This is a genomic window from Methylobacterium sp. 174MFSha1.1, assembly GCF_900116815.1.
GTDB lineage: Bacteria > Pseudomonadota > Alphaproteobacteria > Rhizobiales > Beijerinckiaceae > Methylobacterium.
The window spans coordinates 93,133-119,312 of record NZ_FPCB01000020.1; the positions used below are offsets into that span (position 1 = coordinate 93,133).

Sequence of the window (26,180 nt, forward strand, 5' to 3'; positions counted from 1 at the left end):
CATCGAGACGCAAGTCCTCTCCCTCACCCTGGCCGGACGCTCGGTGAGCCTGCCGGCCGACCGGATCGGCGACGGGCCGCCGGCGCTGCTGCTGCCGGCCCTGTCCTCGATCTCCACCCGCGAGGAGATGCGGCCGCTCGCGGCGCGGCTCGCCGCCCGCCACCGCTGCCTGGTGCCGGACTGGCCTGGCTTCGGCGCGCAACCGCGGGCGCGGGTGGACCTCGCCCCCGACACGCTGCACGCTTTCCTCGACGCCCTGCTGGCCGAGGCGCCCGGCCCCTACGCCCTCGGGGTCGCGGCCGGCCACGCCGCCGGCTACCTCGTCGCCGCGGCGGCGCGCCACCCCAAGACCTTCGCGCGCCTCGTCCTGGTGGCACCGACCTGGCGCGGGCCGCTGCCGACCGCGATGGGCGAGGAGCGCCGGCCGCTCTTCGAAAAATTACGCCGGGCGGTCGAAGCGCCGCTTCTCGGCAACCTGCTCTACCGGCTGAACGTCGCGACCCCGATCGTGTCGCGGATGATGCAGGCCCACGTCTACGCCGATCCGGCGCGGGTCACCCCGGCCCTGCTCGCCGAGAAGCGGCGGGTGACGCACCAGCCCCGGGCCCGCTTCGGCACCGCCGCCTTCGTCACCGGCGGCCTCGATCCGGTCCGAACCCGCGAGGAGTTCCTCGCCCTGTTCGGTCCTGGCCTGCCGCCGGTGACGATGCTGCAGCCCAAGGGCGCGCCGCGCCGTTCCGGCGCCGAGATGACGGCGCTGGCCGAGAACGGCCGTGTGCGCCGGGTCGCGATCCCCGGGGCGCTCTCCGCCCATGAGGAATGCCCCGAGGCGGTCGCGGCCGCGATCCTCGCGGCGGAGGCGTGAGGCGGTTGCGGGCGCCGCTCGTCCTCGGATTAGCCCTCTGCTTGGCGCTCGCCGCGGGCACGGCGGCGGCCGAGCCGGCGCCCCGGCTCTACCTGATCGACGGCGCCCTCGACGCGGGATCGATCCTGCCGCCGCCGCCGAAGCCCGGCAGTGCCGGGCACGCCTCCGACGCCGCGACCTACGCGGCGACCCGGGCGCTTGCCGGCTCGCCGCGCTGGTATCTCGCCACGTCCGACGTCCCCTCCGGTGTCGGCGCCCTCCTCGACAGCTTCTCCTGCGCCGCCGGCCGGCGGCTCGATCCCGCCGGCCTGCCGGCGCTCGCCGCGCTCCTCGCCCGCGCCCGCCGCGACGTGGTGGTCGTGGTGCGCGACGCCAAGGCGCTCTTCGCCCGTCCCCGGCCGCATCTCGGCAACGACGCTGCCCTCTGCGTCGACCGCAGCGAGGCCCTGGACCGGAGCTTCGCCTACCCGTCCGGCCACGCCACCGAGGGCTGGACCTTCGGCCTGATCCTCGCCGCCCTGATGCCGGAGCGCGCCGCGCCGCTCCTCGCCCGCGCCCGGATCTACGGCGAGAGCCGGATCATCTGCGGGGTGCACTGGGCGAGCGACGTCGAGGCCGGGCGCCTGACCGGCAGCGCCCTGTTCGCCGCCCTCGTCGGCGATCCCGGTTTCCGCGCCGACCTCGACCGCGCCCGGGCCGAGATCGGTGCCGCACCGGCGCGCCCGGCGCCCGAGCCGGCCGCCTGCGCCCGCGAGGCGGCGGCTGCGTTGCCGTAGAGCCACAATCGCGGCGGCCGAGGGATTATTTTCCAGAATTGTGACGATGGGTCAGGTGCTTGGCCACGCTTGCCCGCCGCCCGCTCAACTTACCAAGACCAGATCTTCAACTTCAAGTCGATAAATTGAGCGCAATTGGCTGTGCTGCCGGTTGACGAATCATTACCGCAGCGGTAACGAGTCGTTGATTTTCATCACCGAATCGTTATCACTCGAGTCGACGCCGATCGGGTGACCGGATCTGCTTTTCAAAAGACTTGAGATCCGGTTAACCGGGTTGGATGACTTCTCCATGCGTGCTGTCCGACATGAAGGCGGCTGCGGACTCGCGCAGGCGCGCCCGATCAACGCGCTTCTTCTCGAAGACGACGATGTCGATGCCAAGCTGATCGCCTTCCAGGCAGCCGGTTTTCGTATGCTCGACATGCGGGTGCTGCGCGCCCGTTCCACCGCCGAGGCGCGCGAGCACGTCGACCACGAGCGGATCGACCTCGCGATCCTCGATTTCTGGCTCGGCTGCGAATCGAGCCTGCGCTTCCTCGCCGAGCTCGACGCGCGTCTCCCGGGCCTGCCGGCGATCGTGCTGACCGGGCTCAGCATGCCGGACGTGCGCGAGATGTGCGTGAGCGCCGGGGCCGTGCGCTTCCTCGACAAGGCCACCCTCACCGGCGAGGCCTTCGAGGCCGCGATCCTCGGCGTGCTCGGCCCGCGCGCCTTCCGCTCCTCCGCCGAGCCGACCCGCTACGGGCGGCCCGGCCTCACCGTGGTCCAGACCGAGAGATGCGACCGATGAACGGCCAGATCACCTACCTCAACGCCGGATCGGGCAACGAGCAGACCACCATGGACCCCGCCCCGGCCCAGACCGACGCCGCGAACACGATCGAGAAGGTCCGCGAGCTCCTCTACGGCGACGCGATGCGCTCGCAGGGGCGCCGGGTCGAGGACCTGCGCGAGTCGATGACCGACCTCGAGCAGCGGATGGTGCAGCGCTTCAACGACATGCAGAAGTCGATCGACGCCCTCGCCCTGTCGCTGCGGATGGAGCAGAGCAACGCCGTGCGGGCGATCGGCGGCGCCGTGACCGAGATGGGCCGGCAGATCTCCGCCCTGGCCGACCGCAACCCGTAAGGCGCAGGCCCGGTCCGGAATGAGAGCGGCGGCGGCCCAGAATCCGGCTCAGGATCTCGCGGCGAGTCCGGCGGAGGATCCGACCCTCCGCGACCTGAAGCGGCTGCTGCTGCGCGACGAGCACCGCGACCTCGCCGGCCTGCAGGCCGAGCTGGCCCGGCTCGACCGGCGGGTCGGCTCCGAGGACCGGTTCTGCCGCGCGGTCGCCGACAGCCTGGTGGTCGCCCTCAAGGTCGTCGAGGTCGAGAACCACCGCGCGCTGACCGAGGTGATCGCCCCGCTCGTCGTCGCCGGCATCCGGCGCGAGATCGCCGAATCCCGCGACCTGATGGTGGAGACGCTCTATCCCATCGCCGGGCGGATGGTGGCGGCGGCGATCGCGGCGGCCTTCCGCCAGCTCTCCGACGAGATCAACGAGACCCTGAGCCGCTCGCCGCGCCGGCTGTGGCTGCGCCTGAAGGCGCTGCTGACGGGCCAATCCTACGCCGCCCTGGTGCTGGCCGAGCTGGTCCAGGGCCGGCTGGAGCGCCTGATCCTGATCGACCGTGGCACCGGCGCGGTGCTCGCCACCACCGACCGCGACGGGCAGCCCGACGCCGACCCGGACGGCCAGCTCCACCTGGTCGGCGGCCTCGTCACCGCCATCGTCGAGTTCGCCGGCCAGGCGCTGAGCGACGTCAACGGCGAACTGCGCTCCCTCGATTTCGGCGGCCGCACCGTGCTGCTGCGGGCCTCGCCGCTCCTGATCGTGGCGGGCCTGACCGAGGCCGGCCGCGGCGCCGGGCGGCTCGCCGGCGTCGTCGACGCCGAGTTCCTGCCCTTCCTCGACGCGGTCCGGCAGCGGGACGAATTGAGCGAGGACGACCACGCGCGCCCCCTCGCCGCGCTCCACCGGGCGATCGCCGCGCGCCTCACCTCCCGGCCCCGGAGCAGGCGGCCGGTAGCCCTCGCCGGCGGGCTGGTGGCGGTGGCGCTCGCCGCCTGGATCGGCAGCGCCGTCCTGTCGGCCCGCCAGCGCGCGGCGGAGGCCGCGGCCCTGGCGGCGATCGAGGCCGCGCCGGACTGGCGCGACGCCCCCCTCCATCTCGCCTTCGACCGCGAGGTCGGACTGATCCGGGCGACCGGCGTGCTGCCGAGCCGCGAGGCCGCCGCCGCCTTGCGCGAGCGCCTCGCCGCGTCGTTCCCGGCCTGGCCGGTCGCCGCCCGGATCGCCGTGGCGTCCGAGGCCGGCCCGGTCCGCGAGGCGGTCGCGACTCTCGATCGGCGCACCGACGCCGTCGAGGGCTCCGTCAACGAGGCGAGGACGCGGTTGGGAAGCCTCGAGACCCGCACCGAGGCCGTCGAGGCGACGCTGCCGACGCTGGCACCGAGAGAGGCCGTGGCGCGGCTCGAAGCCCGCACCGACACGCCGCTCCAGCGGCTCGAGGACGCGGTCAAGCGCACGGCGATCTTCTTCGGGCCGGACGCGACCTACCGCGATCCCGAAGCGGCCGAGCGCGACCTCGCGACCCTCGCGGCGACCTTGAAGGCGGTCGAGGGCGCGCGCCTGCGCATCGTCGGCTACGCCGACGGCACCGGCAGCCAACGCGCCAACCTCGAGGCGGCGCGCCTGCGCGCCGACCGCATCACCGCCGACCTTGAGCGCCGCGGCATCCCCCGCGCCCGCCTCGTCGTCGTCAATTCCCGCCCGCCCTATCCGATCACGGACGAGCGGGTCACCGGCAACCGGCGCGTCGTGTTCGAGCTCGCCTACAGCGCGGAGTAACCTCTTGGCGGCGCGCAAGATCATGATCCTGGGGGCGATCGGCGTGGGCAAGACCTCGCTCGCCAACCGGCTCGCCTTCGGCCGGTTCGAGACCAGCTACAAGGCGACGATCGGGGTCGACATCTACACCACCACCGCCGCGCTGCCGGGCGGCGCCAAGCCGATGCCGCTGGTCCTGTGGGACACCGACGGCGATTTCGGCCTCAGCATCTTCCGCACCGTCTACCTCAAGGGGGCGAGCGGGGCGCTCATCGTCGCCGACGTCACGCGGCCGGCCTCCCTCGACCAGATGGCGGCGCTGATCTCAGGGTTTCGCGAGGCATTGCCCGGCCGCCCCTGTGCCGCGGTGCTCAACAAGAGCGACCTCGTGGTCGATGAATCCGGCGGGGCGGCCTCGGGTCCGCCGCCCGACCTCCTCGCCCGGGCGCGGGGTGCCGACGTCGTCGCCCTCGCCAGCGCCCGCACCGGGCACGGGGTCACGGGCCTCTTCGCCGAACTCGCCGCCACGATCGAGCGCCGGAGCCTGTAAGCCGCCATGCGCGCCGCCCTCGCGCTCCCGGCCGGAGCCGACCTCTCCCGCACCCTGGCCCACCTCCTCGAGGCCGGCCTCGTCGGCGTCGCGGCGCTCGACGGCGACGGCCGCGTGCTCGCCCGCACCGGTCCCTTGAGCGACTGGCTCCCCGAGCCCGGGCGCTCCGCCTTCGACAGCCCGATCCTGTCGGGCCTCGAGGAGGACATGCGCGCCCAGCAGCGCACCCTCCCCGAGCCGATCGTGCTCCCCGGGATCCGCCTCGCCATGGTGACGGGCGCGCCGCGCTGCGACATCGCGATTGCGTGGGAGGCGGCGCGGGGCGAGCACGCCGTGCTCACCACCGTCGACCAGGTCGACCGGCCGATCGATCACTGGGTGCTCCAGCAGCGCCGCGAGCAGCGCCTGCTCGAGGAGAAGATCATCGCCGCCTCGCGCGAACTGGAGCGGATGAACCGCAACCTGCGCGACTTCGCCTCGGTCGCCGCCCACGACCTGCGCGCGCCGTTGCGCCAGATCGTGGCCTTCGCCGGCATCCTGCGCACGAGGCTCGGGGCGGAGGCGGGCCCGATCGTCGGCGACAGCCTCGACACGATCGAAGGCTGCGCCGCGCGCCTCAACCGGATGACCACGGGGCTCCTCGACTACGCGCGGCTCAGCGCCGAGAGCCACACCTTCGAGGCCGTCGATCTCGGCCGGGTCGTCCTCGACGCGACCCGCAACCTCGCCCTCGACCTCGGCGCCGCCTCCGCCGACCTCGATGTCGGGCCGCTGCCCGTGGTGATCGGCGTCCCGGCCCTCCTCACAAACCTGTTCCAGAACCTGATCGCCAACAGCATCCGCTACCGCGCACCGGAGCGGCCGTTGCGCATCGGGATCCGGGCCTGGCCCGGCGAGCCCGGCCGGATCACCGTCCGCGACACCGGCATCGGCGTGCCGCCGGCCTTCCACGAGGCGATCTTCGAGACCTTCGCCCGGGTGCCGAACGGGCGCGTGCCGAACGGCGTGGGTCTGGGTCTCAGCATCTGCCGGTGGATCGCCGAGCTGCACGGCTGGCGCATCGGGGTGGTGGCGGACGATGCGCCGGGGGCGTGCTTTCGCATCGATCTGGGGTAGGGCGGGATCGTGGTTCGCGACCCGGCACGCTGGCCGAACCTTTACGAACGCGTCGAGCTTCTACGCGCTGCTGAGACGCGGCGCGGGGAGAGTGTGCCGGAGGGCAGCAGGGGAACGGTGGTCGAGGTGCTGGGCGACCGCGAGGCTGTCATGGTCGAGTTTCAGCGGCCATTCGCAGCTTTGGTGACGGTCGATGCCTCGAACGTGCGACATGTTCGAGAAAAAGAGCCTGGTTGATTGTCTTCAACAGATTCAACATCCTCAGCGTCATTCCGGGGCCGCGCAGCGGAGCCCGGAATCTAGAACCACGGAGGGTGCAGGATAGGACGGATGCCTATCGGCCTCGTTTACATGACCTGAGTGTCTGGATTCCGGGCTCCGATACGCGGCCCCGGAATGACCCTGAGAGTGTCAGTGTCGTTGCAATCGAGCGATCGAACAGACTGAGCCTTCGCGAAGCTGCCAGTTCCTTGAGGGCGGTCCGCCTGAACGAAAACAGCGCCCGATCGCATCGCGACCGGGCGCTGCCCTCAGACCATCGAAGCGACGGCCGTCACGCCGCCTTGCGCTTGGCCTGCCGCGCCCGCCGGCCGAGGATGTTGAGCACCTCGACGCCGGCCGAGAAGGCCATGGCGGTGTAGATGTAGCCCTTCGGCACGTGGGCCCCGAACCCTTCGGCGATCAGCGTCATGCCGATCATGATCAGGAAGCCCAGAGCCAGCATCACCACCGTCGGGTTGGCGGCGATGAAGCGCGACAGCGGATCGGCGGCGAGCAGCATCACCGTCACGGCCGCGAGCACCGCGATCACCATGATCGGCACGTGCTCGGTCATGCCGACCGCCGTGATGATGCTGTCGATCGAGAAGACCAGGTCGAGGATCAGGATCTGGCCGATCGCCGCGGCGTAGCCGAGCGAGGCGCCCCCGCCGCCGGCCTTCTCCTCCGGATCGGGATCGAGGCTGTGGTGGATCTCCTTGGTGGCCTTCCAGAGCAGGAACAGGCCGCCGGCGATCAGGATCATGTCGCGCCAGGACAGGCCCTTGCCGAAGATCTCGAAGACCGGCTGGGTCAGGTGGACGATGTAGGCGACCGTGCCGAGCAGCGCGAGGCGCAGGATCAGGGCGAGCCCGATGCCGATGCGCCGGGCCCGCGACTGCTGCTCGGCCGGCAGCTTGTTGGTGATGATCGAGATGAAGATCAGGTTGTCGATGCCGAGCACGACCTCCATGACGACGAGGGTCGCGAGCGCGGCCCAGGCCGTCGGGTCGGCGGCGAGTTGGACGAGGGACTCCACGGACAGGTGCTCCTCTTACGGGAAGATCGAGGGGCGGCCCGTCTGGGCCGGCGGTTGGAACGGGGGCGCGTGGACCTGGACGGCCTGTCGCAGCACCCGCACATGGGCCGGCGTGTAGGTCGTCAGCTCGCCGTCGGTGTTGACCGGGCGCGGCTTGCGGGTGCGCAGGATCACCTCGGTGGTCTGGAAGGCGCGCACGTCGGCGGCTTTCCCCTGCGTGCCCCGGCGCAGGGCCGGCAGCAGGGCGAGCAGCCGCCACCAATGGGCGACCTCCAGGCTGTAGAAGTTGAGCAGGCCGTCGTCGACGGTAGCGTTCTCCTCCACCGTCATGCCGCCGCCGTAGTGGCGGCCGTTGCCGACCGAGACCTGGATCGTGCGCACGGTCTCCACCGTACCGTCATGCTCGATATAGACCGTGAACGGCCGCGCCCGGCGCAGCAGCCGGAACGCCGCAACGCCGTAGCCGATCGTGCCGAGGCGGCGCTTCAGGTCCGCCGTCAGCTCGCCGGCGAGATCGGCCGAGAAGCCGATGCTGGCGACGTTGAAGAAGTAGTGGCCGTTGACGCAACCGAGATCGATCGGCCGCGCCGGCACGGTCGCGATCACCTCCGCCGCCTCGATCGGGTCGGCCGGCAGGCCGAGGCTGCGGGCGAGGTCGTTGGCGGTGCCGAGCGGCAGGATGCCGAGGGGCAGATGCGCGTCCGCGAGCGCCTGGGCGGCGGCGTTGAGGGTGCCGTCGCCACCGCCCAGGATCACCATGTCGCAGGTGCTCGCATGGGCGTGGATCAGCGCCTTGCAGTCGGTCTCGCCCGGCGGCGGCTCCACCGGCTCGATGCCGCCGCGGCGCAGCACGCCCTTCACGGCATCGAGATCGAGCCCGCCGTTGCGGGCCTTCTTGTTGACGACGAGCAGGGCCCGCCGTGTCGCCTCAGCGCCGGACATCGGCGCCTCCGGCGTGGATCGTCGGGAACGGGTTCGGCGAGAACCGTGTCGGCAGGAACGGAATCGGAATGACGCGCAAGGCTGCGGGCCCTCCAGTGCGATCGTGCCGCGTCAGCACAAAGGCAGAGAAGGGGTCCGACATCGCGGTCGACGCCTCGAACCGCCAGAGGGGCCCGGACCCGGGGAGCCCTTGAGGTGGTGTCGCGGCCGCGCTTGGCAAGGGCTCCCCGCCTGGCAAGGGTTCCCCAACGCGAGAATCGCCCCGTCGGCGGCGTTGCGGACCGCGGGAGGGGTGTGGGGAACGTGGGTAGCGGGGAGGGCGCCGGACCCGCAATGGAACCGTAACCGCGGCGACGAACGTTCACTTCCCTGCCATCCTTGTCCGATCGTGCTCCTCCCCCGGGTGCCGCCCCATGCTCCGTCCGTTCCGGCTCAAGCCCTCCCGTCCGTCGGCCGTCCTCGCCGGCCTCGGCCTGACCGCCCTCCTGTCCCCGGCCGCCCTGGCGCAGGGCTGGGTCGATCCGCCCAACCGGGCCGCACAGGCTCCCGCCCCGGCGAGCCCTGCGCCGTCCCCCGCGCCCGCGTCGCCCGCGCCCAAATTCGCTCCGGGTCCCCGCGCCGAGGCGCCGAAGGCGCAGCATCGCGCCCCGCGCCGGGTCGCCGAGGAGGCGCAGAGGCCGGCCCGCAGCGGGATCCACGCCGCGACGGCGGCCCGCCGCGCCGCGCGCCTCGCCCGGACCGAGCGCCCGCTCCCGGTCCAGATTCCCGCCCCCGCCCCGGTCACCGTCTCGGACGGGCAGATGCGCGACTGGGCGTTGGCCTCGCAGCGCCTCGCCCGCGACTACCTGGCGTCGATCTCGGGGCCGAACGGCGCGGCGCTTGCGGCGGCGCCGGGCTTCTACGGCAGCCAGGTCGTCTTCCACGGCCGGTCGATGAGCGTCGCGAGCCTGATGTCCGAGAAGCGCCGCTTCGTACAGCGCTGGCCCGAGCGGCGCTACCGCCCGCGGTCGGATTCCCTGCGCACCGCCTGCAATGCCGGGCTCGCCGTCTGCCAGGTCCGCGCCACGGTCGATTTCTCGGCCTTCAGCCCCGATCGCGGCGTGCGCTCGCAGGGCACCGTCGATCTGGAACTGGCGGTGAGCCTGGCCGGCGCGCGCCCGGTCATCATCGCCGAGAACAGCCGGGTGGTGCGCCGCGACGCGGTGGCGAGCCGCTGAACCACGGGCGCCCTGTGACAGGGCGCCCGTCGGGACCTAGATAAAGAGGGCGAGCGCCCGCCACGGGGCGGGCGGCTCGGCGGGCAGCTCGGGCAGACCCCGCGGCCGGGGGCGATGGGACACGATGCGGACATGACCTCGCGTGAGCAGTTGCAGGCGCTGATCCGGGCCGAGATCGACCGGCAACGCCCTGTCGCGGTGGCCCGTCGCACCCTCGAGCTCCTGGTGGAATCGGCGATCCGCCGCTCCGACGCGCCGCCGGGCTACCAGGTCGTCGACCGGGACGGGAGCCCGCGCACCCGGAGCGTCGCCGGCGAGGCCCTTCCGCTGACGCTCGGCGACCTCGTCGACGAGCTGCGCCGCCAGCATCCGACGATGTTCCAGCCGGCCGCCGCCCCGGCCCCGCCGACGGGCGACGCGCCGCGGGACTGGATCGTGGTGAAGCCCGCCGCCGCTCCCGAACCGCCCGCCCGCCCCGCTCCTGCCTCGCGCTGGCAGGATGCGCTGAGCGGACTCGCCGCCCGCCTGCGCCCGCCGGCGCGGGAGCCGGAGGCCTCTGCCGCCGCGCCGGTCCCGGTGCCACCGGTCCCGCCCGGCGAGGGGCTGAAGCCCGGGCTCGCCCGGCCGCAGCCGCTGCCCGGCCGCGGCGCGTCCCGCCGTCCGGTCTACGCGGTCCTCGGCGGGCTGGCGGTGCTGGGCGTCGGTTACGCCCTGCTCCGCGGCGGCGGGGAGCCGGCGCGCGAGGCCGCTATCGTCCAGGCACCCGCGCAAGGAGCCGGACAAGGGGCCGGCCGGAGCCGATCGGCCGAGACCAGGCCTGCGGAGACGAAGCCGGCCGAGAGGAAAACCGCCGAAGCGAAGCCCGCGCCGGACTCCAAGAATCCTGAGGCGAAGGGTCCTGAGGCGAAGCGCGAGCCCGTGGAGACCGGGGCCCTGGTGCCGGAGGCCGCCGGCCCGATCGCCGGCGTCGCCGAGGTGCTCGACACCGCGACCCTGCGGCTCGGCGGCCGGACCCTGCGCCTCTACGGCGTCGAGGCGGCCAGGGGCGCGCAGGCGGGCGACCTGACGGGCTATCTCGGCGGCCGCCCGGTGAACTGCCAGCCGAGCCCGGCGAAGACCGCCTGGATCTGCACCGTCGACGGGCATGACCTCTCCGAGGTGGTGCTCTACAACGGCGGCGGCCGCGCGACGCCCGAGGCGACGCCGGACCTCGTCGAGGCCGAGCGCCACGCGCGGACGGGCAAGCTCGGGATCTGGGCGAAGCCCTGATGATCGCGGCCCCTGCGTCGATCCTGGATCTACACCCGATCGCGTTGCAACACGGTACATGATAGTAGCGTAGAGCCAACAATATCCCGCGGCCGCCGATCCTGAGAGCCTGATCTGTGCGGGCGGACCGATGTAAAACCCTCCACGTCATCCCGGGGCTCGACGAAGTCGAGAACCCGGGATCCATAACCGCTGACGGTGCCGAACGGGGCGACCAGCGCGCCGCCTCGTCATGAACCCTCGGCGTTTATGGATCCCGGGTTCCGCTGCGCGGCCCCGGGATGACGTGGAGGGCATGAGAACCGCCTACGCAGATCAGGACCTCACATCCCTGTCGTTGATCGTGGCGGTGCAATCGGATGGTGCGGCAGGTCATCGACCGTGCCGCACGGGACCGACGCGCCGGAAACTCCACGCAGGCAGCTCCCGGCGCGCGACCCCGTCACCCGAACGCCCCGACCTCGTGCTGGATCATGCCGCTGATCTCGCGCACGAGGACGAACAGGCGGCGGATCGGGGCGAACAGGGTGCGGTGTTCGGCCTCATAGGTGCCCACCCCGCGCGGCCCCGCCGGCTCGCCGAAATTGAGGCCGAGGGTCGGGTCCGGGGTGACGGGGAAGATGTCGTCGAGGAGCTTGAGGCAGCTCTCGACGTCGAGGCGCAGGATGCGCTCGATCAGGGCTTCGCGGGTGATGCCGTTCTGCGGCCGGAAGCCCGGGATGTGCACCGCCAGGAACCAGATCCGGTGGATCAGCGCGAGGCGCAGCGCGTGCAGGAGCGCCAGCCGCGGCGTCATGCCGGGCAGGTCGGGCGCCACACTGTGCAGCATCAGGTGGTCCTGCGTCAGCCGGCCGAACAGGCGGCGCAGGTGCGGCGCGAGGTTGAGCCGGTCGAGGGCGGCGGCGACCGCGACGATCTCCTCGCGCCGCCCATCCCGGGTGGCGCGGCGCGCCCGCTCGAGCCAGACGGACGGGTCGAGGGTGTCGATATAGGCGCGCAGGACGTCGAGGTCGCCGACGGCGGTCGCCTCCTGCACCAGCCGGAAGGCGCGGGCGAAGCGCTCGGAGCGCTCGCGCATCTCGACGAACAGGTCCGGCGCCCGGCCGGCGGCCCGCCCGACGCCGTGCAGGGAATTCGCCAGGAAGCCGAGCTGCTGCAGGATCGCGTTGTTGGGGATCGCCCGCATCTGGCGCGGATGGGTGATGGCGACCGGCCCGCCGCCGTCGGATTGCCGTGCTACCGGGCGCGAGCCGGTGCGGTCGATCAGGTTCGGCCCGAAGGTGCCGAGCAACGCCGCGTAGCCCGGATCGTTGACGAGCGTCTCCATGTCCTGGCGCACGCCGGTGAAGAACTCGGTGGCGAAGTCGGCCTCGGCGTAGATCGGGTCGGGGGCGGGCTGGAGCCGGCTGTAGACGTGCTCGCCGATGCGCGCGACCGTGGCCTCGGCCAGCGCCTTCGTGCCGAACAACAGGTAGCCGTCGCTGCCCTGGAAGCTCGATTCGAGGCTGGTGCGGATCCCGGCCTCGCGGTTGCGCCGGCGCGCGTGGTCGGGGGCGAGGTAGGCCAGGCGGTCGGCGAGGCTCGTCGGATGGGCGCCCCGGCCGATCGACTCGCCGTGAGTGTCGAAGATCACGAGCTCGATGTCGGTGAGGTCGTGGGCCGCCATCAACTCGGTGATGCGGAAGCGCAGCCGCTCGATCCAGAAGGTGGCGGCGAGCTGGCCGACATAGCGCCCCGAATCCGAGTAGCCGAACTGCACCACCAGGCGCCCGATGCGCTTGAGATAGGCGCGCCAGTGGGGCGAGCGGAGCGCATCCTCGATCACGTGCACGCCCTGCTCGAGCGCCGAGGCCGTCTCGAACAGGGGCGTGATCTCGACCTTGTCGCCGATGCCGAAATGCTGGGCGAGCCAGAGCGCGGCGAGCAGCGTGTAGCCGGTCTCGGTCTCGGCGATCAGGAAGCGGACCGGGTGGGTGCCGTCGACGTGCTTGAGGATCTGGGCGATCGTCATCATCAGCCGGGCGGCCGAGGCGCGCTCGGCGGCGAGCGCCCCGAAATCCACCGGCACCGCCGCGACCGCGTCGAGGAGCGCGTTGATCGAGGCGAGGTGCGAGCGGCGCTGGGCCGGGTCGGTCGGGTCGCCCTCCTGGTCGAGGGCCCGGCGCACGGCGTTGTGGACCTGGCTGGCGTTGAGCCGGAAATGCGGCAGGCCGTTCTGGAGCCCGTGCGCGGCGACGCCCGCCCGCAAGCCGCAGAGCTTCAGGCGCGCCTCGTCGTCGGCGGCCTCGGCCACTGCCCGGTCGAGGAGGGCGAGGAGGGGGCCGGCCGCATTCTGGGCCCGGTCGCGCTCGATGATCAGCGCCAGGGCGAAGCGGTGCACCGCCTCGAGCGCCGGCTGCTCGCCGAGCTTCGGGGCCACCGCGAGCTGGCGCAGGACCGCCGCCCGCGCCTCCTCGGCAAGCCGCCGCGCGGGCTCCGCGGCCGGATCGTCGGGGAGCTGGGCCAGCACCCGGTCGAGCTGGGTGCGCTTCGATTCGAGCCGGTAGCGCAGGGTGTCCCACCAGCCGATATCGGTGCGCCCGTCGGTGTCGCAGCCGACCCAGGAGGCGATGACGACGGGCATCGGGACGAGGTCGCTCCAGCGATCCGGCCAGCGCTCGCGGGCGGCGCGCAGGAGGGCCTCGTTCAGGCCGTCGAGGGCGGCGCGCCCGTGCTGGACCGCGTGCCGGGCCTGGTCGAACTCGTCGTTGAGGGTGATCACCGGGTCGGCCCGGGCCGAGAGCGCGGCGGCGGCCGCGACCGGCGCCCGACGCGCCGCCGGGTCGGGCTCGGAGGCGGCCTCGGCCAGGAGCTTCGCCACCGCCTTCGGCATGCCGAAGGTCGGGTGGGCGGTGAAGACGGCGGCGAAACGCGTGCGCTCGACCCGGGTGCGGGCGGCCTCGAAGCCCATCTCCGGATCGCCGAGGGCTGCCGCCGCCACGGCCTCGGTCGCGGCGGAGGAATCCGGCTCGGTCCCGAGGCCGAGATAGGCCCGCAGCCGCGCCGCCCGGGCCTCCAGCGCCTGGGCCCGCAGGCGCACGAACAGGCCCGCGAGGTCGTCCTCGCCGATCTCGTCCCGGTCGAACAGCCGGCTGATCGCCAAAGCCACGGTTAGGACGGGATTGCGGAACGGGTCCTGGCTGGCCTGGCGGCGCGCCTCCTCGACCAGCCCGAGCAGGTCCGCCTCGAGGGTCGCGGCCGAGCGGGACTCGGAACCGTGGCGGTCGGAATCGGGGTCGGTACCTTGGTGCCTGTCCATCGGGTCGCTTCGTCCTGTGGCCGGATCACCGTCCGGATCGAGCGGCGCGCGGGCTCGCGCCTGGGTTGGCGTGACGCAAGGAGCGTTCCGCGGCGCATATAGGCCGCGTTTCCCGGGCCGGCGCGCCCGCCCGGGAAACGCGCGGTCTTTGCGGCCGCGAAGCCACAGCCCGGCCGGGAATCGTCCCCGACGGCGCCCGCGCAATGGTTAAGATTTTCCTAACGCCCCATACTGCCTGACCCGAAGATGCCGATTCGCGGAGCAACGCGCCATGATGTCGACCGCAGCTGCCCCGAACGCGGCCACCCCCCGCATCGGAACCGCTCTGCCCACCGGGCTGATCGGCGCGCGCGCGCCGGTGCGGGCGATCCGCGACGCCGAGGACGAGGATGCCCCCGAGACTTCGCCGGAGGAGGGCGCCCTGCTCGTCGCCGTCGAGGCGGGCCTGCGCGAGGCGGGCTACCTGCCGGCCTGACGAGGCAGGGCTGGGCCGAGCCGCGGCCGGACGACGCCGTCATTGCATGCGCGTTCGTCGCTGTGCGACCGGACAGGTCGCGGGAAATGCTCTAAGGCTGGCATCACGATGGAAATGATCGTGATTCTGGCTGCCGCGGCAGCCCTGGTGTTCGTCGGCCTGGTGCTCGTGTTCGCGCAGGGCCGCGGCCGCCGTCCGCCCCTGCGGCTCCCGCACGAGCAGGAACTCGAGGACCGGGGCGACGAGCTGTTTCGGGACTTCGACGAGGACCTCGCCGGCCTGCTGGAGGAGGCGGCGCGCCAGCCGATGCCGCCGCGCGCCGATCCCGAGCGGCTGGAGGCGCCCGACGCACCGAGGCTCCGCCCGCGCGGCGGCATGACCATCGACCACGACCCGGCGGAGCCCGGCCTGCCCGAGCCCGGCGGCCGCAAGCTCGATCCTTCCAGTTTCAATTCTTCCAAGCGCGACGGAGAATCCCGGTGACGCGTGCCGCGGTGCAGGCCGCCCTCTTGGCCGCCCTCTCGGCTATCCCTCTGGCTGGTCCCACGGCCCTTCCCGCCCGTGCCGCGCCCGGCGGCGCCGCGCCGGCCTGCCCGGCGCCGCAGGCGGCCGAGTTCGCGGGTCCCAAGGGGTTTCGCCTGTTCGTCACCCGGCAGGGCACCATGACCTGGAGCAACCCGCTGCGGCCGCTCTCGCCCGAGACCGTGCAGGTGCTGCAGGTGGTGATCCGCAACAAGCTCGCGACCGCCTACGGCCCCGACCTGTCGGGCCTGCGCCGCGGGCCCTCGCCGGCCGCCCTGGAGGCGCAGAACGGCGCGACGATCCATTGGGCCGGCAGCCCGGACACCCTGCCGCCGAGCCTGCGCATCCTCGCCGACGACGGCAGCCAGGTCCTGGCCGAACTCGCGTTCCAGGCCTGCGGCGACCCCCCGAAGGTGGCGGAGCCGAAGGCGCAAAAGCCCGTCCCCACCGCCCGCAAGGGCGGCCCGAAGGCCAAGAGCGAGAAGGCGGACGCCCCGAAGCCGGAAGGAGCCCAGGCCGAGGGAGCCGATCCGGCCGCCGAGTCGCCGAAGACGGCTGCCAAGCGGACGGCGAAGCCGAAGCGCGAGAAGGCCGCGGCCCCCGACGGCGCCGCCGGGCGGACACCCGGCGGTCTCATGCTGCCGCAGGGTGCGATTCCCTGAGTTTTCCCGCATCCTCGACGGAAACACCGCGGCCGTTGCGGCGTTCGTCCGCCGGGCGACCGATCCTCCCATCCACGACCCGTTCTCGGAGACGTCTCGCGATGTACGATTCCTGGCTGCGCCTCGGCTTCGACACCGTCCGCCTCGGGCTCGAAGCCCAGACGGTCGTCGCCCTGCGGCTGGCCAAGCTCTCGCAAGGCGGTGCGGCGGCCCAGGCCGAGGCGCAGCGCATGGTGACGGAGAAGATGGAGGCCGCGGCGGAGGCCGCGATGACGCTCGCCACCGGCGGCACGGCCGAGCGGGTGGTGCGGGATTATCGCCGCAAGGTCCGGGCCAACGCCCACCGGCTCAGCCGCGGCTGACGCGGCCGCCCGAGCGAATCATCCGACGAAGAGGACACCGGTTCGTCGGATGAAATGCCGCTGAATCAATGATTTGCGGAGATTCGCGACGGCAGTGCCATCGTGCGCGCAGGACCGTTCACGCGAAGCTCAGACCCTTCCCACCCGCGACCTCAGACCGATGGGAGACGGTCACTTTCGAGAAACGCTCACTTGCGGGCGGCCATCATGTCGTGGGTCAGCACCGTCAGCTTGCCGATCAGGCTGGTGATGTCGCCGTGGGTGCAGGACCATTGCGTGCCGACCGCCCCGCCGTCGGAGGAGACCGACACCACCGCGACGGAGCGCAGCTTGCCCTCGCGGGCGAGGCGCAGCTGCTCCTGCAGCACCTCGATCATCGAGGCGGTGTTCTCGTCGACGGGAGCCGCGGCCACGGCCTGCGGAAAGGCGACGACACGGGTGGTTTCGGCGGCGATTTCGCTCATGGTGACTCTACGAACGCTTGAAGGAATCGGGGGTGCGGGGGCCGCGCGCGGCCGCATCGCGGTCGCGCGGGGATCCCGGCTTCTGGGCGCCTCCGGCACGGTCGAGCCGTCCCAGGAGGTCGGCGAGATCCGCGGGCAGCGCCTCGGTCAGGCAGCCGTCGAACGCGGCGTGCAGACCGGGCGACAGGAAGGCCGCCAGGGGCGCGGCCGTGCGGCCCGCATCGCCGGTCTGCCGGACCGGGGCCAGGATGGCGGGAGCCGGCCCGCCGGGTCGATCGTGCATCGCCCGTGACATCATCGCAGCCTCGCGCTTCAGGAGCCGCCCTCGCCGCCAAAACTGCCCATCCGGCCGCGGATCACAATCCCTGCTCTGTGGCCGAGCTTCCACTTCCGACCCCGATGTTGTGAGACCGCAACACTCGGCACACCTGCCTGGACCGCAAGACCGTCCCGGTCCAGGCGGAAACCCGCTACCGCGTCGCCGACATCTCCATTGGTTGTAGAGGTCGCCGACGATTGAGGAGGGGCGATATTAATTAGTCAAAATTAGTTCGATCTCAATGTCGGTATTAACTTTTGTTAGAAATTCATGAACATAAATGTGTTAGTTCAGGCATCAGGCGCGGTGGTGGGGTGCTTTGGCTGAGTTTCTCATTCGCAAGCTCGAGCACTTCACGAGCTTGTCCTCCGATGACAAACACGCGCTCGATCAGGCGTCGCGCCAGCGCACGCGTCGTATTCGTTCGCGCGACGACATCGTCCACGAAGGTGATCTCCCGCAGGGCGTGAACCTGATCCTCGACGGCTGGGCCTGCCGGTACAAGACCCTCGAGGACGGCCGCCGCCAGATCATCGCTTATCTGCTGCCGGGCGACCTGTGCGACCACAACGCCTCGATCCTGGGCGAGATGGACCACTCGATCGGCACCGTCACCGCCGTGACCCTGGCCGAGATCCCCCCCGAAACCATGCGCCAGCTCACCGCCGGCCATGCCCGGTTGTCGCAGGCCCTGTGCTGGGAAGCTTTGGTAACGGCGGCGATCCAGCGCGAATGGACGGTGAATATCGGCCAGCGCACCGCCTTCGAGCGCCTGGGCCACCTGCTCTGCGAACTCTATGTCAGGTTGCGCGCCGTCGGGCTCACCCAGGGCACGACCTGCGAGCTGCCCCTGACCCAGGCCGAGATCGCCGATACGATTGGGCTGTCGGTGGTGCACGTCAACCGCACCTTGCAGGAACTGCGCAGCGTCGGGCTGATCTCCCTGCGCGGCCGCGAGCTCACCATCCACCGGCTCGAGGCGCTGCAGCGGGCGGTGCAGTTCAACCCGAACTACCTCCATCTGGGCCGGGAAGGGCGGCACCTCGACTCCAATGAGGCGTGAGGCTGCCGGGCGAGGCGTTTCTGGGCAAGGCGTTTCCAGACAAGAGGTTCCGGGGCAGGAGGTTGCCGGGCGACAGGGCGCGGCCGGCCCGGAGGACGGGGAGGAGCCCGATTTCCGCCGGATGGTCGAGAGCATCCCGCACCTCGTCTGGCAGGCGAACCCGCTCGGCGACTGGATCTGGGCAAGCCCGCAATGGGCCGCCTTCACCGGGCAGAGCCCCGCCTCCAGCCGCGGCTACGGCTGGCTCGACGCCGTCCATCCGGAGGACCGCGAGCGCACGCTCCAGGCCTGGCAGGCGACGTCCCGGCACGGCGTCCTCGCGATCGAGCATCGCCTGAGGCGCCGGTCGGCGGACGGCATCGACGGCGAGACCCATCTCTGGTTCTCCACCCGCGCCACGCCCCGGCGGGACGGCGACGGCCGGCCGGTCGCCTGGTTCGGCACCTCGACCGACATCCACGCCCTGCACCTGATGCGCGAGGCGCAGACGCGCCTGATCCACGAGCTGCAGCGCCAGGGCCGCAACAACCTCGCGGTGACCCGCGGCATCGTGCGCCGCATCGCCGACACGGCGGTCACGGCCGACGACGTCGTGGCCTATGTCGACGACCGCCTCGCCGCCATGGCGCGCATCCAGGCCGAGGTCTCGCGCGAGCCGCTGAGCGGCGTCGCCCTGGAGGTGCTGATCCGGGACGAGCTGTCGGCCCATGCCCTGCCGGAGCCGAGCGAGCTCGCCGGCCCGCCGGTGCGGCTGCCGGTCGAGATGGCCGAGAAGCTCGGGCTCGCCCTGCACGAACTGGTGCTGAGCGCGGTGCTCGACGGCCACGACCGGATCGCCGCGACCTGGACCACGACGCCGACCCACCTCACCCTGATCTGGCGCGAGCGCGCGCGGCGCCGGGATGCGGTGATCGAGAGCAGCGGCGGGAGCCTGCGCGGGGAGATGCTGGAACGGATGCTCGCCTACGACCTGCACGCCGTCACCACCATCACCGAGACCCGCCACGAGCGCCAGGTCGTCATCGTGCTGCCGTTGCCGCGGTGAGAGCGCGGCTGTTTCACGTGGAAACGCCGCATCGATGCGTCACGGTGAGGTTTCGTCAACCTTGACGGGAACGATCGCGGTCGCGGTCCCCGCAACCCTGGCAGGCGGATCCGCGGATTGACGCCCGCCGGGCCGGTGCGCGACAGACGGGTCTCCCGCTGCCGACACATTTTCCCGCACCCATGTCCCACGCGTCCGCCGCGCCGTTCACCCGGGCCGGCATCCTCACGGGCATCCGGCTCAGCCTGCCGCTCTGGCCCAGCATCGCGGTGTTCGGCGCCGCCTTCGGGGCTGCGGCGGCCCAGCGGGGCGTGAGCCTCGCGGAGGCCATGGGCGCCAGCGCCCTTGTCTATGCCGGCTCGGCCCAGATGGTGACGCTGGAGGTCTGGGGCCAGCCCTGGACCCTGAGCGCGCTCCTCGCCGCCATGACGGTGACCGGCCTCATCAACGCCCGCATGATCCTGATGGGCGCCACCATCCAGCCCTGGATGCGCGGCACGTCGCTCTGGCGCACGGCGATGACGCTGTTCGTGCTGGTCGATGCGAGCTGGCTCATCGGCGTGCGCCACCGCGCCGAGGGCGGACGCGACCTCGGGGTGCTGTTCGGCTCCGGCATCGGCCTGTGGCCGCTCTGGGTCGCCTCGACGGCGGCCGGCCACCTCGCCGGTGCCCTGGTGACCCAGCCCCGGGCCTACGCCCTCGACATGATCCTGCCGGTGTTCTTCGCCGCGATGCTGGCGCCGCTCTGGTGCGGGGTGCGGCCGGCCCTGCCGTGGCTCGCCTCCGGCCTCGTGGCGCTGCTGGTGCAGCGGCTGGTGCCGGGCTACGCCTTCATCGCGGCCGGCGCCGCGGCGGGGCTCGTCACCGGCCTCCTCGTCGATGACGGGGCGGCGCGATGATCGACGCCGTCCTCGCGAGTCCCGCCGGCCCGTGGATCGCCATCCTGGCGCTCGCCCTCGTCACCTATCTGTGCCGCGCCTCCGGCGTGGTGCTGATGAGCCGGGTGCGCCTCACCCCGCGGGTCGAGCGCGGCTTGCGCGCCCTGCCGGGCTCGATCGTGGTGGCGACCGCGCTGCCCACCGGCCTCTCCGCCGGCCTGCCGGGGCTGCTCGGACTGATCACGGCGGCCGGCGTGATGGCGCTGACCCGGTTCGAGCTGGCGGCGGTGCTGGCGGGGCTGGGGGTAGTGGCGGCCGGGCGGGCTCTGGGGTTGTAGAATCCGTCCGGCCGTGTCGCTCGATTGATGCCACCCTCGACCTCAGGATGAGGTTGATGGTGGGAAAGACCGAACGATCGGAACGGTTTGGAGGCTTCCACCCTCACCGCAACCGCTGCCGGATGCGAAACCCCAACCCGTCGCGCACATCACGGTACGCATCGAGCCGTTGCTCGCGCGAGCCCTGCGACACCGTCGGGTCCGGGGTCGGCCAGTACTCGACCTCGGCCGCCACCGTCCGGGTGAGTTCGAGCGCCGCGTGGTGGGCCTCCGGCGAGAGCGAGACGATCAGGTCGAAGTTCAGGCCCTCCCACTCCTCCAGCTCTTCCAGGGTGCGGGGGCGGTGGCGCGAGGCGTCGATGCCGATCTCGTCGAGGGCCGAGATCATGAACGGGTCGGTGGGCTCGCCGCTGCGGACCCCGGCGGATTGCACGTAGACCGACTTGCCGAAATAGTGCCGGGCCAGGGCCTCGGCGCAGGCCGAGCGCACCGCGTTGAAGTTGCAGACGAACAGCACCGACTGCACCCGCTTGCCCGGTTTCGACGGTTCGGGTCGCGCGGGATCCGGCTTCGACGAATCGGCCCCGGCGGGAGCGGCACTGTCCGGAAGGGGGCTTCCGGACAAAGGCTCAGCCCTTCCAGTGCAGGGCGAAGATCAGGGTGAACAGCCGGCGGGCCGTGTCGTGGTCGATCTCCACCTTGCCCTCCAGGCGCTGGCGCAGCAGCTCGGACGCCTCGTTGTGGACCCCGCGCCGGCCCATATCGATCGCCTCGATCTGGCTCGGCGAGGCGGTGCGGATCGCCTTGAAGTAGCTGTCGCAGATCATCTCGTAGTCGCGGATCACGCCGCGGAACGGCGTCAGCGACAGGAGATGGGTCATCACCGGCTGGCCGTCGGCGGTGGAGATCGCGAAGGACAGCTTGTTCTCGACGAGGCCCAGCGCCAGCGCGTAGGGGCCGCCCTCGTGGTTGGCGACGCGAAAGCTGTTCGATTCCAGGATGTCGTAGATCGCGATGGCGCGCTCGTGCTCCTGGTCGGGGTTGCCGCGCCCGATCGAATCCTCGTCGAGCGTCACCTTCGCCAGGCGGTGCCGCGGATCGGGAGTCTCGCTCGCCATCGGATCTCCTCGCCAGTCTCGGGTGTGTCGGACCATACAGCAGAGGCAAGCGCGGTCCCGTGCGCAAGCCTGACGGAGGATGACCCGGACTGATTAAAGGTTCAGGCGGATCGCCACCGAGCGGGCATGGCCCTCCAGCCCCTCCGAGCGGCCGAGGGCCACGGCGGCGGGGCCGAGCGCCCGCAGGGCCTCGGGCGTGCAGGAGAGGAGCGAGGTCCGCTTCATGAAGTCGAGGACGCCGAGGCCGGAGGAGAACCGGGCCGAGCGGGCGGTCGGCAGGACGTGGTTGGGGCCGCCGACATAGTCGCCGATCGCCTCCGGGGTGTGGGCGCCGAGGAAGATCGCCCCGGCATTGCGCACCCGCGCCGCCAGCTCCTCGGCCTCAGTCGATTCGATCTCGAGATGCTCGGGCGCGAGGCGATCGACCAGCGGGATCGCGTCGCCGAGGCGCTCCACCCGCACGACGGCACCGTAGTCGCGCCAACTCGCGGTGGCGATCTCGGAGCGCGGCAAGGTCCTGAGCTGGCCCTCGACCGCCGCCGCCACGGATTCGGCGAGCGCGTCGCTGTCGGTGACCAGGATCGCCTGGGCGGCCGTGTCGTGCTCGGCCTGGGCGAGCAGGTCGGCCGCGACCCAGTCCGGGTTGGCGGAGGAATCGGCGAGGATCAGCACCTCGGAGGGGCCGGCGATCATGTCGATGCCGACCTGGCCGAAGACCCGGCGCTTGGCCGCCGCCACGTAGGCGTTGCCCGGGCCGACGATCTTGGCGACCGGCCGAATGGTCGCTGTGCCGTAGGCGAGCGCCGCCACGGCCTGGGCGCCGCCGACCCGGAAGACCTCGTCGACCCCGGCGAGCTTGGCGGCGGCGAGCACCAGCGGGTTGGTGACCCCGTCCGGCGTCGGCACCACCATGGCGAGGCGCGGCACGCCCGCGACCTTGGCCGGCACCGCGTTCATCAGCACCGAGGAGGGATAGCTCGCGGTGCCGCCCGGCACGTAGAGGCCGACCGATTCGAGCGCGGTCCAGCGCCAGCCGAGGGTGACGCCCAGCGCGTCGGTCTCGCGGTGGTCCGCCGGCACCTGGGCGCGGTGATAGGTCTCGATCCGGTCCTTCGCCAGAGCCAGGGCGTCGAGGGCGTCCGCCGAGCACGCCGCCGTCGCCGCGTCGATCTCGTCGGGCGAGACCCGGATGGTCTCGGGCGTCAGGTCGAGCCGGTCGAAACGCGTCGTGTAGTCGATCAGCGCGGCGTCGCCGCGCTCGATCACGTCGCGGATGATGTCGCGGACCGCCGTGTCGACATCCTCCGCCACCTCGCGCTTGACCGAGAGCAGGCGGGTGAACTGCGCCTCGAAGTCGGGGTCGCGGGAATCGAGGCGCTGCATGCGGGATCCGGTCTCGTGGTCGGCGGGGCTTCTGGTCGGCGGGGCTTGGCCCGCCGACTGCCAAAAAATTCAGGCCGCGTCGAGGGGCATGTCGAGATGGGCCGGCTTGCTCTCGGCCTGCCAGACCGGGCCCAGATCCTTCATCGCCGCCTCGATGCATTCGAGCTCGAGCCGGATGGCGCCGCCGCCGGAGAAGACCAGGGTCGCCGTGCCGGACGGCGCCTCGCCGGGCTCGAAGGTGATGGCCAGCAATTCGAGCGGGCTGTCGGGCTCGTCGCGGGAAATGTTGCGGCAGCGGACATTGAGCACCCGCTCGAAGTGCAGCCCGGTCAGCCGCCGCCGCGGCGGGGCGCCGTCGGGGCATTCCCAGTCGAAGCGTCGCGCCACCAGGGCGAAGCGGCGCTCGCGGGGCAGGTAGGCGAGGTCTCCGGTCCGCAGGACCGCATCCTGAAGGTGGGTCGAGATGACCGCGAGATCGTCGGCGTCGAGGGCAGCGAGCTTCAGGAGCTCCATCTCCGCGTCCTTCACTGTCGGCGTCCCTGTGCTTGGGGCCGGTCGGTCGAGCGGCCGGCCCGCGCTGTTCGGAATGATACTGAACGTAGGTAGCGATGGCCCCCGCCGACGACAACCATCGCCCGGCCGATGGCGGGGGACCGGTGATTTCGTGCCGAGCCGCCTGTCGCAACGGCACCGAATCGCCTCAGCCGGCGTTCATGTCGGGACGCCTAGCGTGACCGGCGAAAAAAGGTCCGACACAAACGTCCGAAATCGTGAGGAGAGACCCCGTGAGAACCGTGATGACCGCCGCCCTGGCCGCCCTGACCCTCGGCCTCGGCGTCGCGCCCGCCTTCGCGCAGTACGGCTACGGCGGCGGCTATGACGACGACCGCCCGCGCCGCCGCTACGAGGAGCGCTACGACTACGACCGCCCGCGCTACCGCGACGAATACGAGCGTCCGCGCTACCGCGGCGAGTATGGCGGCGGCCGCATCGGCCGGATCTGCGTCACCGCCCGCGGCAATTGCCCGACCCGGCCGGCCCCGCTCAACTCGTCCTGCGGCTGCGAGGTCCCGGGCTTCGGCTTCAAGCGCGGCGCCATTGGGTATTGATCGCGGGTATCGATCGATGGTGCAGGTGGGGCGCGCGGTGCTGCCGCGCGCCCCACTGCTACCGGGATACGACGCGTGATCGTTCACGTCCGACCGGGGTGCGGACACGGACCGAGGCAGGCAAGCTCTCACGTCACGCCAAGTCAATCTCTCCTCAATCTCTCGCATCCCTCTGGCCGTAGCCTGCTCGGGGGCTAACCTGCTCCTTCGTGTTCGCGGAGCGTTCCGCATGTCCTGAGTGCGGACCAGCCGCGACGCCTCTCCCCGCAGAACCCGCGCGACTCCGCTCCCGAACCGCTCTACCTTCCCGCCCGCACCGCACGGGAGCGCAGAATGATCCAGCTCTATGCCTGGGACACACCGAACGGCCGCAAGATCAGCGTCGCGCTGGAGGAGATGGGGCTGACCTACCGGGTCGAGCCGGTGGACATCACCAAGGGCCGGCAATTCGAGCCCGCCTTCCTCGCCCTCAGCCCGAACAACCGCATCCCGGCGATCGTCGATGTGGAGGGGCCCGATGGCGCACCGATCTCGGTGTTCGAATCCGGCGCGATCCTGGTCTACCTCGCCGAGAAGACCGGGCGCTTCCTTCCCACCGGCGGGCGCGGCCGGGTCCAGGTGATGGAATGGCTGATGTGGCAGATGGGCGGCTTCGGGCCGATGCCGGGCCAGGTCCACCACTTCCTCTCCGTCGACGAGAAGGATCGCGCCTACGGGCTCGAGCGCTACCAGAAGGAGACGCGCCGGCTCTACGGTGTCCTCGACACGCGCTTGGCCGAGGGCGAGTTCGTCGCCGGCGACCTCTCGATCGCGGATTTCGCCATCCTGGGTTGGGCCTGGCGCCACGCCCGGCACCGGGTCGACCTCGCCGACCACCCGAACGTGAAACGCTGGTACGAGGCGCTGATGGCCCGGCCCGCCGTGCAGCGCGGCTTCTCGGTGGCGCTGACCTGATGGACCGACGCGACATGACGGACGAGACGGGGATCCGGGCCCAGCTCATCGAGCGCTTCTTCCGCTACCTCGCGGTGGCGAGCCAGAGCGACGCCCGCGCCACCACCCTGCCGAGCACGCCGGGCCAGCGCGCGCTGGCCGAGCTGCTGGCCGGGGAGCTGCGCGATCTCGGCCTGTCCGACGTGGTGCTCGACGAGCACGCGACTCTCACGGCGCGGAAACCCGGCACCCGGCCCGGCGCCCCGCCGATCGGCTTCGTCGCCCATCTCGACACCGTCGATGTCGGGCTCTCGCCCGAGATCCGCCCGCAGGTGCTGCGCTTCGACGGCGCCGACCTCTGCCTCAACGCCGCTCAAGACATCTGGCTGCGGGTCGCCGAGCATCCGGAGATCGCCGCTTATACCGGCCAGGACGTGATCGTCGGCGACGGGACCAGCGTGCTCGGGGCCGACAACAAGGCGGCGATCGCCGTCGTGATGACGCTGCTCGCGACCCTGACGCCCGAGGATCCGCACGGCGACATCGTCGTGGCGTTCGTGCCCGACGAGGAGATCGGCCTGCGCGGCGCCAAGGCCCTCGACCTCGCGCGGCTCCCCTGCGACTTCGCCTACACGATCGATGCCTGCGGGCTGGGCGAGGTGGTGATCGAGACCTTCAACGCGGCGGGCGCCGAGATCGTGTTCACCGGTGTCGCCGCGCATCCGATGTCGGCCAAGGGCGTGATGGTGAACCCGCTCCTGATGGCGCACGACTTCATCGGTCGGTTCGACCGGGCCGAGACGCCGGAGAACACGGAAGGCCGCGAGGGCTACATCTGGTTCAACGGCCTCCAGGCCCATTCCGGCGAGGCCCGCCTGCAGGCGATGATCCGCGACTTCGACAAGACCCGTTTCGCCGCCCGCAAGGAGCGCCTGCACGCGGTGGCGGCGGAGATCGCCGCCCTCTACCCGACCGGCCGGGTGGAATGCCGGATCACCGACACCTACGGCAACATCCACGACAGCCTCGGCGACGACAATCGCCCGGTCGATCTCCTGTTCGCCGCGCTGAAAGCCGAGGGCATCGCGCCGCGCCAGATCCCGATGCGCGGCGGCACCGACGGCGCCGCCCTCTCGGCCCGCGGCCTGCCGACGCCGAACTACTTCACCGGCGCCCACAACTTCCACTCGCGGTTCGAGTTCCTGCCGGTGCCGGCCTTCGCGGCCTCGTGGCGGGTGACGCGGCGGATCTGTCTGTCGGCGGCGGAGTCGGTGACGGTCACAACGCGATCGGCTTGACCGCGC

29 protein-coding genes are annotated in these 26,180 nt (G+C 71.9%); 20 read left to right on the top strand and 9 right to left on the bottom strand.

Annotated elements, in window-relative coordinates; genetic code table 11:
- Window position 1 precedes the first annotated feature (1 nt).
- The 7 genes from BM430_RS18410 to BM430_RS18440 all read left to right on the top strand — a co-directional run bounded on the left by BM430_RS18410 (window position 2) and on the right by BM430_RS18440 (window position 6,182).
- Window positions 2-865 (top strand): alpha/beta hydrolase, encoded by an 864-nt coding sequence (locus BM430_RS18410; protein ID WP_093568775.1) that lies wholly within the window; start codon window positions 2-4, stop codon window positions 863-865.
- Between the two features lie 41 nt (window positions 866-906).
- On the top strand, window positions 907-1,641 hold the full coding sequence (locus BM430_RS18415) for an acid phosphatase (protein WP_244539544.1): 735 nt from the start codon (window positions 907-909) through the stop codon (window positions 1,639-1,641).
- A gap of 292 nt (window positions 1,642-1,933) precedes the next feature.
- Complete coding sequence (locus tag BM430_RS18420) at window positions 1,934-2,434, top strand: response regulator (protein WP_093568704.1); 501 nt, start codon at window positions 1,934-1,936, stop codon at window positions 2,432-2,434.
- Entirely contained in the window at window positions 2,431-2,772 is a 342-nt protein-coding gene (locus BM430_RS18425) for a hypothetical protein (protein WP_093568705.1), read from the top strand. Before BM430_RS18420 ends, BM430_RS18425 begins: the two co-directional genes overlap by 4 nt.
- 19 nt (window positions 2,773-2,791) lie before the next feature.
- Window positions 2,792-4,537 (top strand): OmpA family protein, encoded by a 1,746-nt coding sequence (locus tag BM430_RS18430; RefSeq protein ID WP_093568706.1) that lies wholly within the window; start codon window positions 2,792-2,794, stop codon window positions 4,535-4,537.
- Between the two features lie 4 nt (window positions 4,538-4,541).
- On the top strand, window positions 4,542-5,066 hold the full coding sequence (locus BM430_RS18435; RefSeq protein WP_093568707.1) for a Rab family GTPase: 525 nt from the start codon (window positions 4,542-4,544) through the stop codon (window positions 5,064-5,066).
- Window positions 5,067-5,072: 6 nt separating this feature from the next.
- Window positions 5,073-6,182, top strand: coding sequence for a sensor histidine kinase (locus BM430_RS18440; RefSeq protein ID WP_093568708.1), 1,110 nt, complete (start codon window positions 5,073-5,075; stop codon window positions 6,180-6,182).
- A gap of 553 nt (window positions 6,183-6,735) precedes the next feature.
- On the opposite strand, the gene BM430_RS18445 is transcribed toward BM430_RS18440, so the two are convergent.
- Together BM430_RS18445 and BM430_RS18450 are read right to left on the bottom strand one after the other, a co-directional pair.
- Window positions 6,736-7,479, bottom strand: coding sequence for a TerC family protein (locus tag BM430_RS18445; RefSeq protein WP_093568709.1), 744 nt, complete (start codon window positions 7,477-7,479; stop codon window positions 6,736-6,738).
- Window positions 7,480-7,494: 15 nt separating this feature from the next.
- Window positions 7,495-8,421, bottom strand: coding sequence for a lipid kinase (locus BM430_RS18450; protein WP_093568710.1), 927 nt, complete (start codon window positions 8,419-8,421; stop codon window positions 7,495-7,497).
- Between the two features lie 413 nt (window positions 8,422-8,834).
- Here BM430_RS18450 and BM430_RS18455 point away from each other — a divergent pair, with 413 nt between their 5' ends.
- The gene (locus BM430_RS18455; RefSeq protein ID WP_093568711.1) at window positions 8,835-9,638 is read left to right on the top strand and encodes a hypothetical protein; all 804 of its coding nucleotides are present in this window, start codon (window positions 8,835-8,837) and stop codon (window positions 9,636-9,638) included.
- A gap of 132 nt (window positions 9,639-9,770) precedes the next feature.
- A complete protein-coding gene (locus BM430_RS18460; protein WP_093568712.1) occupies window positions 9,771-10,907 on the top strand; it encodes a thermonuclease family protein in 1,137 nt (378 codons plus the stop codon).
- A 442-nt stretch (window positions 10,908-11,349) separates the two neighbouring features.
- Here the strand turns inward: BM430_RS18460 and BM430_RS18465 are convergent, their stop codons facing one another.
- On the bottom strand, window positions 11,350-14,205 hold the full coding sequence (locus tag BM430_RS18465) for a phosphoenolpyruvate carboxylase (RefSeq protein WP_093568713.1): 2,856 nt from the start codon (window positions 14,203-14,205) through the stop codon (window positions 11,350-11,352).
- Window positions 14,206-14,476: 271 nt separating this feature from the next.
- On the opposite strand from BM430_RS18465, the gene BM430_RS18470 reads away from it, so the two are divergent.
- From BM430_RS18470 to BM430_RS18485, 4 genes are all read left to right on the top strand, one after another.
- Complete coding sequence (locus BM430_RS18470; RefSeq protein ID WP_093568714.1) at window positions 14,477-14,680, top strand: hypothetical protein; 204 nt, start codon at window positions 14,477-14,479, stop codon at window positions 14,678-14,680.
- A gap of 120 nt (window positions 14,681-14,800) precedes the next feature.
- Window positions 14,801-15,163 (top strand): hypothetical protein, encoded by a 363-nt coding sequence (locus BM430_RS18475; RefSeq protein ID WP_143132067.1) that lies wholly within the window; start codon window positions 14,801-14,803, stop codon window positions 15,161-15,163.
- On the top strand, window positions 15,160-15,864 hold the full coding sequence (locus BM430_RS18480; RefSeq protein ID WP_244539545.1) for a hypothetical protein: 705 nt from the start codon (window positions 15,160-15,162) through the stop codon (window positions 15,862-15,864). The genes BM430_RS18475 and BM430_RS18480 overlap by 4 nt, the downstream gene beginning before the upstream one ends.
- A 101-nt stretch (window positions 15,865-15,965) precedes the next feature.
- Window positions 15,966-16,226, top strand: a complete 261-nt coding sequence (locus tag BM430_RS18485; RefSeq protein WP_093568717.1) for a hypothetical protein — start codon at window positions 15,966-15,968, stop codon at window positions 16,224-16,226.
- A 188-nt stretch (window positions 16,227-16,414) separates the two neighbouring features.
- On the opposite strand, the gene BM430_RS18490 is transcribed toward BM430_RS18485, so the two are convergent.
- A complete protein-coding gene (locus tag BM430_RS18490) occupies window positions 16,415-16,690 on the bottom strand; it encodes a hypothetical protein (RefSeq protein ID WP_093568718.1) in 276 nt (91 codons plus the stop codon).
- A 7-nt stretch (window positions 16,691-16,697) separates the two neighbouring features.
- Complete coding sequence (locus BM430_RS18495; protein WP_093568719.1) at window positions 16,698-16,973, bottom strand: hypothetical protein; 276 nt, start codon at window positions 16,971-16,973, stop codon at window positions 16,698-16,700.
- 355 nt (window positions 16,974-17,328) lie between these two features.
- Here BM430_RS18495 and BM430_RS18500 point away from each other — a divergent pair, with 355 nt between their 5' ends.
- The 4 genes from BM430_RS18500 to BM430_RS18515 all read left to right on the top strand — a co-directional run bounded on the left by BM430_RS18500 (window position 17,329) and on the right by BM430_RS18515 (window position 20,333).
- A complete protein-coding gene (locus tag BM430_RS18500) occupies window positions 17,329-18,072 on the top strand; it encodes a Crp/Fnr family transcriptional regulator (protein WP_093568720.1) in 744 nt (247 codons plus the stop codon).
- Window positions 18,073-18,193: 121 nt separating this feature from the next.
- On the top strand, window positions 18,194-19,117 hold the full coding sequence (locus BM430_RS18505; protein WP_177303094.1) for a PAS domain-containing protein: 924 nt from the start codon (window positions 18,194-18,196) through the stop codon (window positions 19,115-19,117).
- A 182-nt stretch (window positions 19,118-19,299) separates the two neighbouring features.
- Window positions 19,300-20,016, top strand: coding sequence for an AzlC family ABC transporter permease (locus tag BM430_RS18510; RefSeq protein WP_093568722.1), 717 nt, complete (start codon window positions 19,300-19,302; stop codon window positions 20,014-20,016).
- Window positions 20,013-20,333, top strand: a complete 321-nt coding sequence (locus tag BM430_RS18515; RefSeq protein WP_093568723.1) for an AzlD family protein — start codon at window positions 20,013-20,015, stop codon at window positions 20,331-20,333. Before BM430_RS18510 ends, BM430_RS18515 begins: the two co-directional genes overlap by 4 nt.
- A 103-nt stretch (window positions 20,334-20,436) precedes the next feature.
- Here the strand turns inward: BM430_RS18515 and BM430_RS18520 are convergent, their stop codons facing one another.
- The 4 genes from BM430_RS18520 to BM430_RS18535 form a co-directional block, all read right to left on the bottom strand.
- Window positions 20,437-20,859 (bottom strand): arsenate-mycothiol transferase ArsC, encoded by a 423-nt coding sequence (locus BM430_RS18520; RefSeq protein ID WP_093568724.1) that lies wholly within the window; start codon window positions 20,857-20,859, stop codon window positions 20,437-20,439.
- Between the two features lie 103 nt (window positions 20,860-20,962).
- A complete protein-coding gene (locus BM430_RS18525) occupies window positions 20,963-21,451 on the bottom strand; it encodes a UPF0262 family protein (RefSeq protein ID WP_093568725.1) in 489 nt (162 codons plus the stop codon).
- Window positions 21,452-21,544: 93 nt separating this feature from the next.
- Complete coding sequence (hisD, locus tag BM430_RS18530; protein ID WP_093568726.1) at window positions 21,545-22,834, bottom strand: histidinol dehydrogenase; 1,290 nt, start codon at window positions 22,832-22,834, stop codon at window positions 21,545-21,547.
- A 69-nt stretch (window positions 22,835-22,903) separates the two neighbouring features.
- Entirely contained in the window at window positions 22,904-23,347 is a 444-nt protein-coding gene (locus tag BM430_RS18535) for a DUF2948 family protein (protein ID WP_177303095.1), read from the bottom strand.
- Between the two features lie 272 nt (window positions 23,348-23,619).
- On the opposite strand from BM430_RS18535, the gene BM430_RS18540 reads away from it, so the two are divergent.
- From BM430_RS18540 to pepT, 3 genes are all read left to right on the top strand, one after another.
- Window positions 23,620-23,943, top strand: a complete 324-nt coding sequence (locus tag BM430_RS18540) for a hypothetical protein (RefSeq protein WP_348273084.1) — start codon at window positions 23,620-23,622, stop codon at window positions 23,941-23,943.
- Between the two features lie 333 nt (window positions 23,944-24,276).
- Complete coding sequence (locus tag BM430_RS18545) at window positions 24,277-24,897, top strand: glutathione S-transferase family protein (RefSeq protein ID WP_093568728.1); 621 nt, start codon at window positions 24,277-24,279, stop codon at window positions 24,895-24,897.
- Between the two features lie 14 nt (window positions 24,898-24,911).
- Window positions 24,912-26,174, top strand: a complete 1,263-nt coding sequence (gene pepT / locus BM430_RS18550) for a peptidase T (RefSeq protein ID WP_093568729.1) — start codon at window positions 24,912-24,914, stop codon at window positions 26,172-26,174.
- Window positions 26,175-26,180 lie beyond the last annotated feature (6 nt).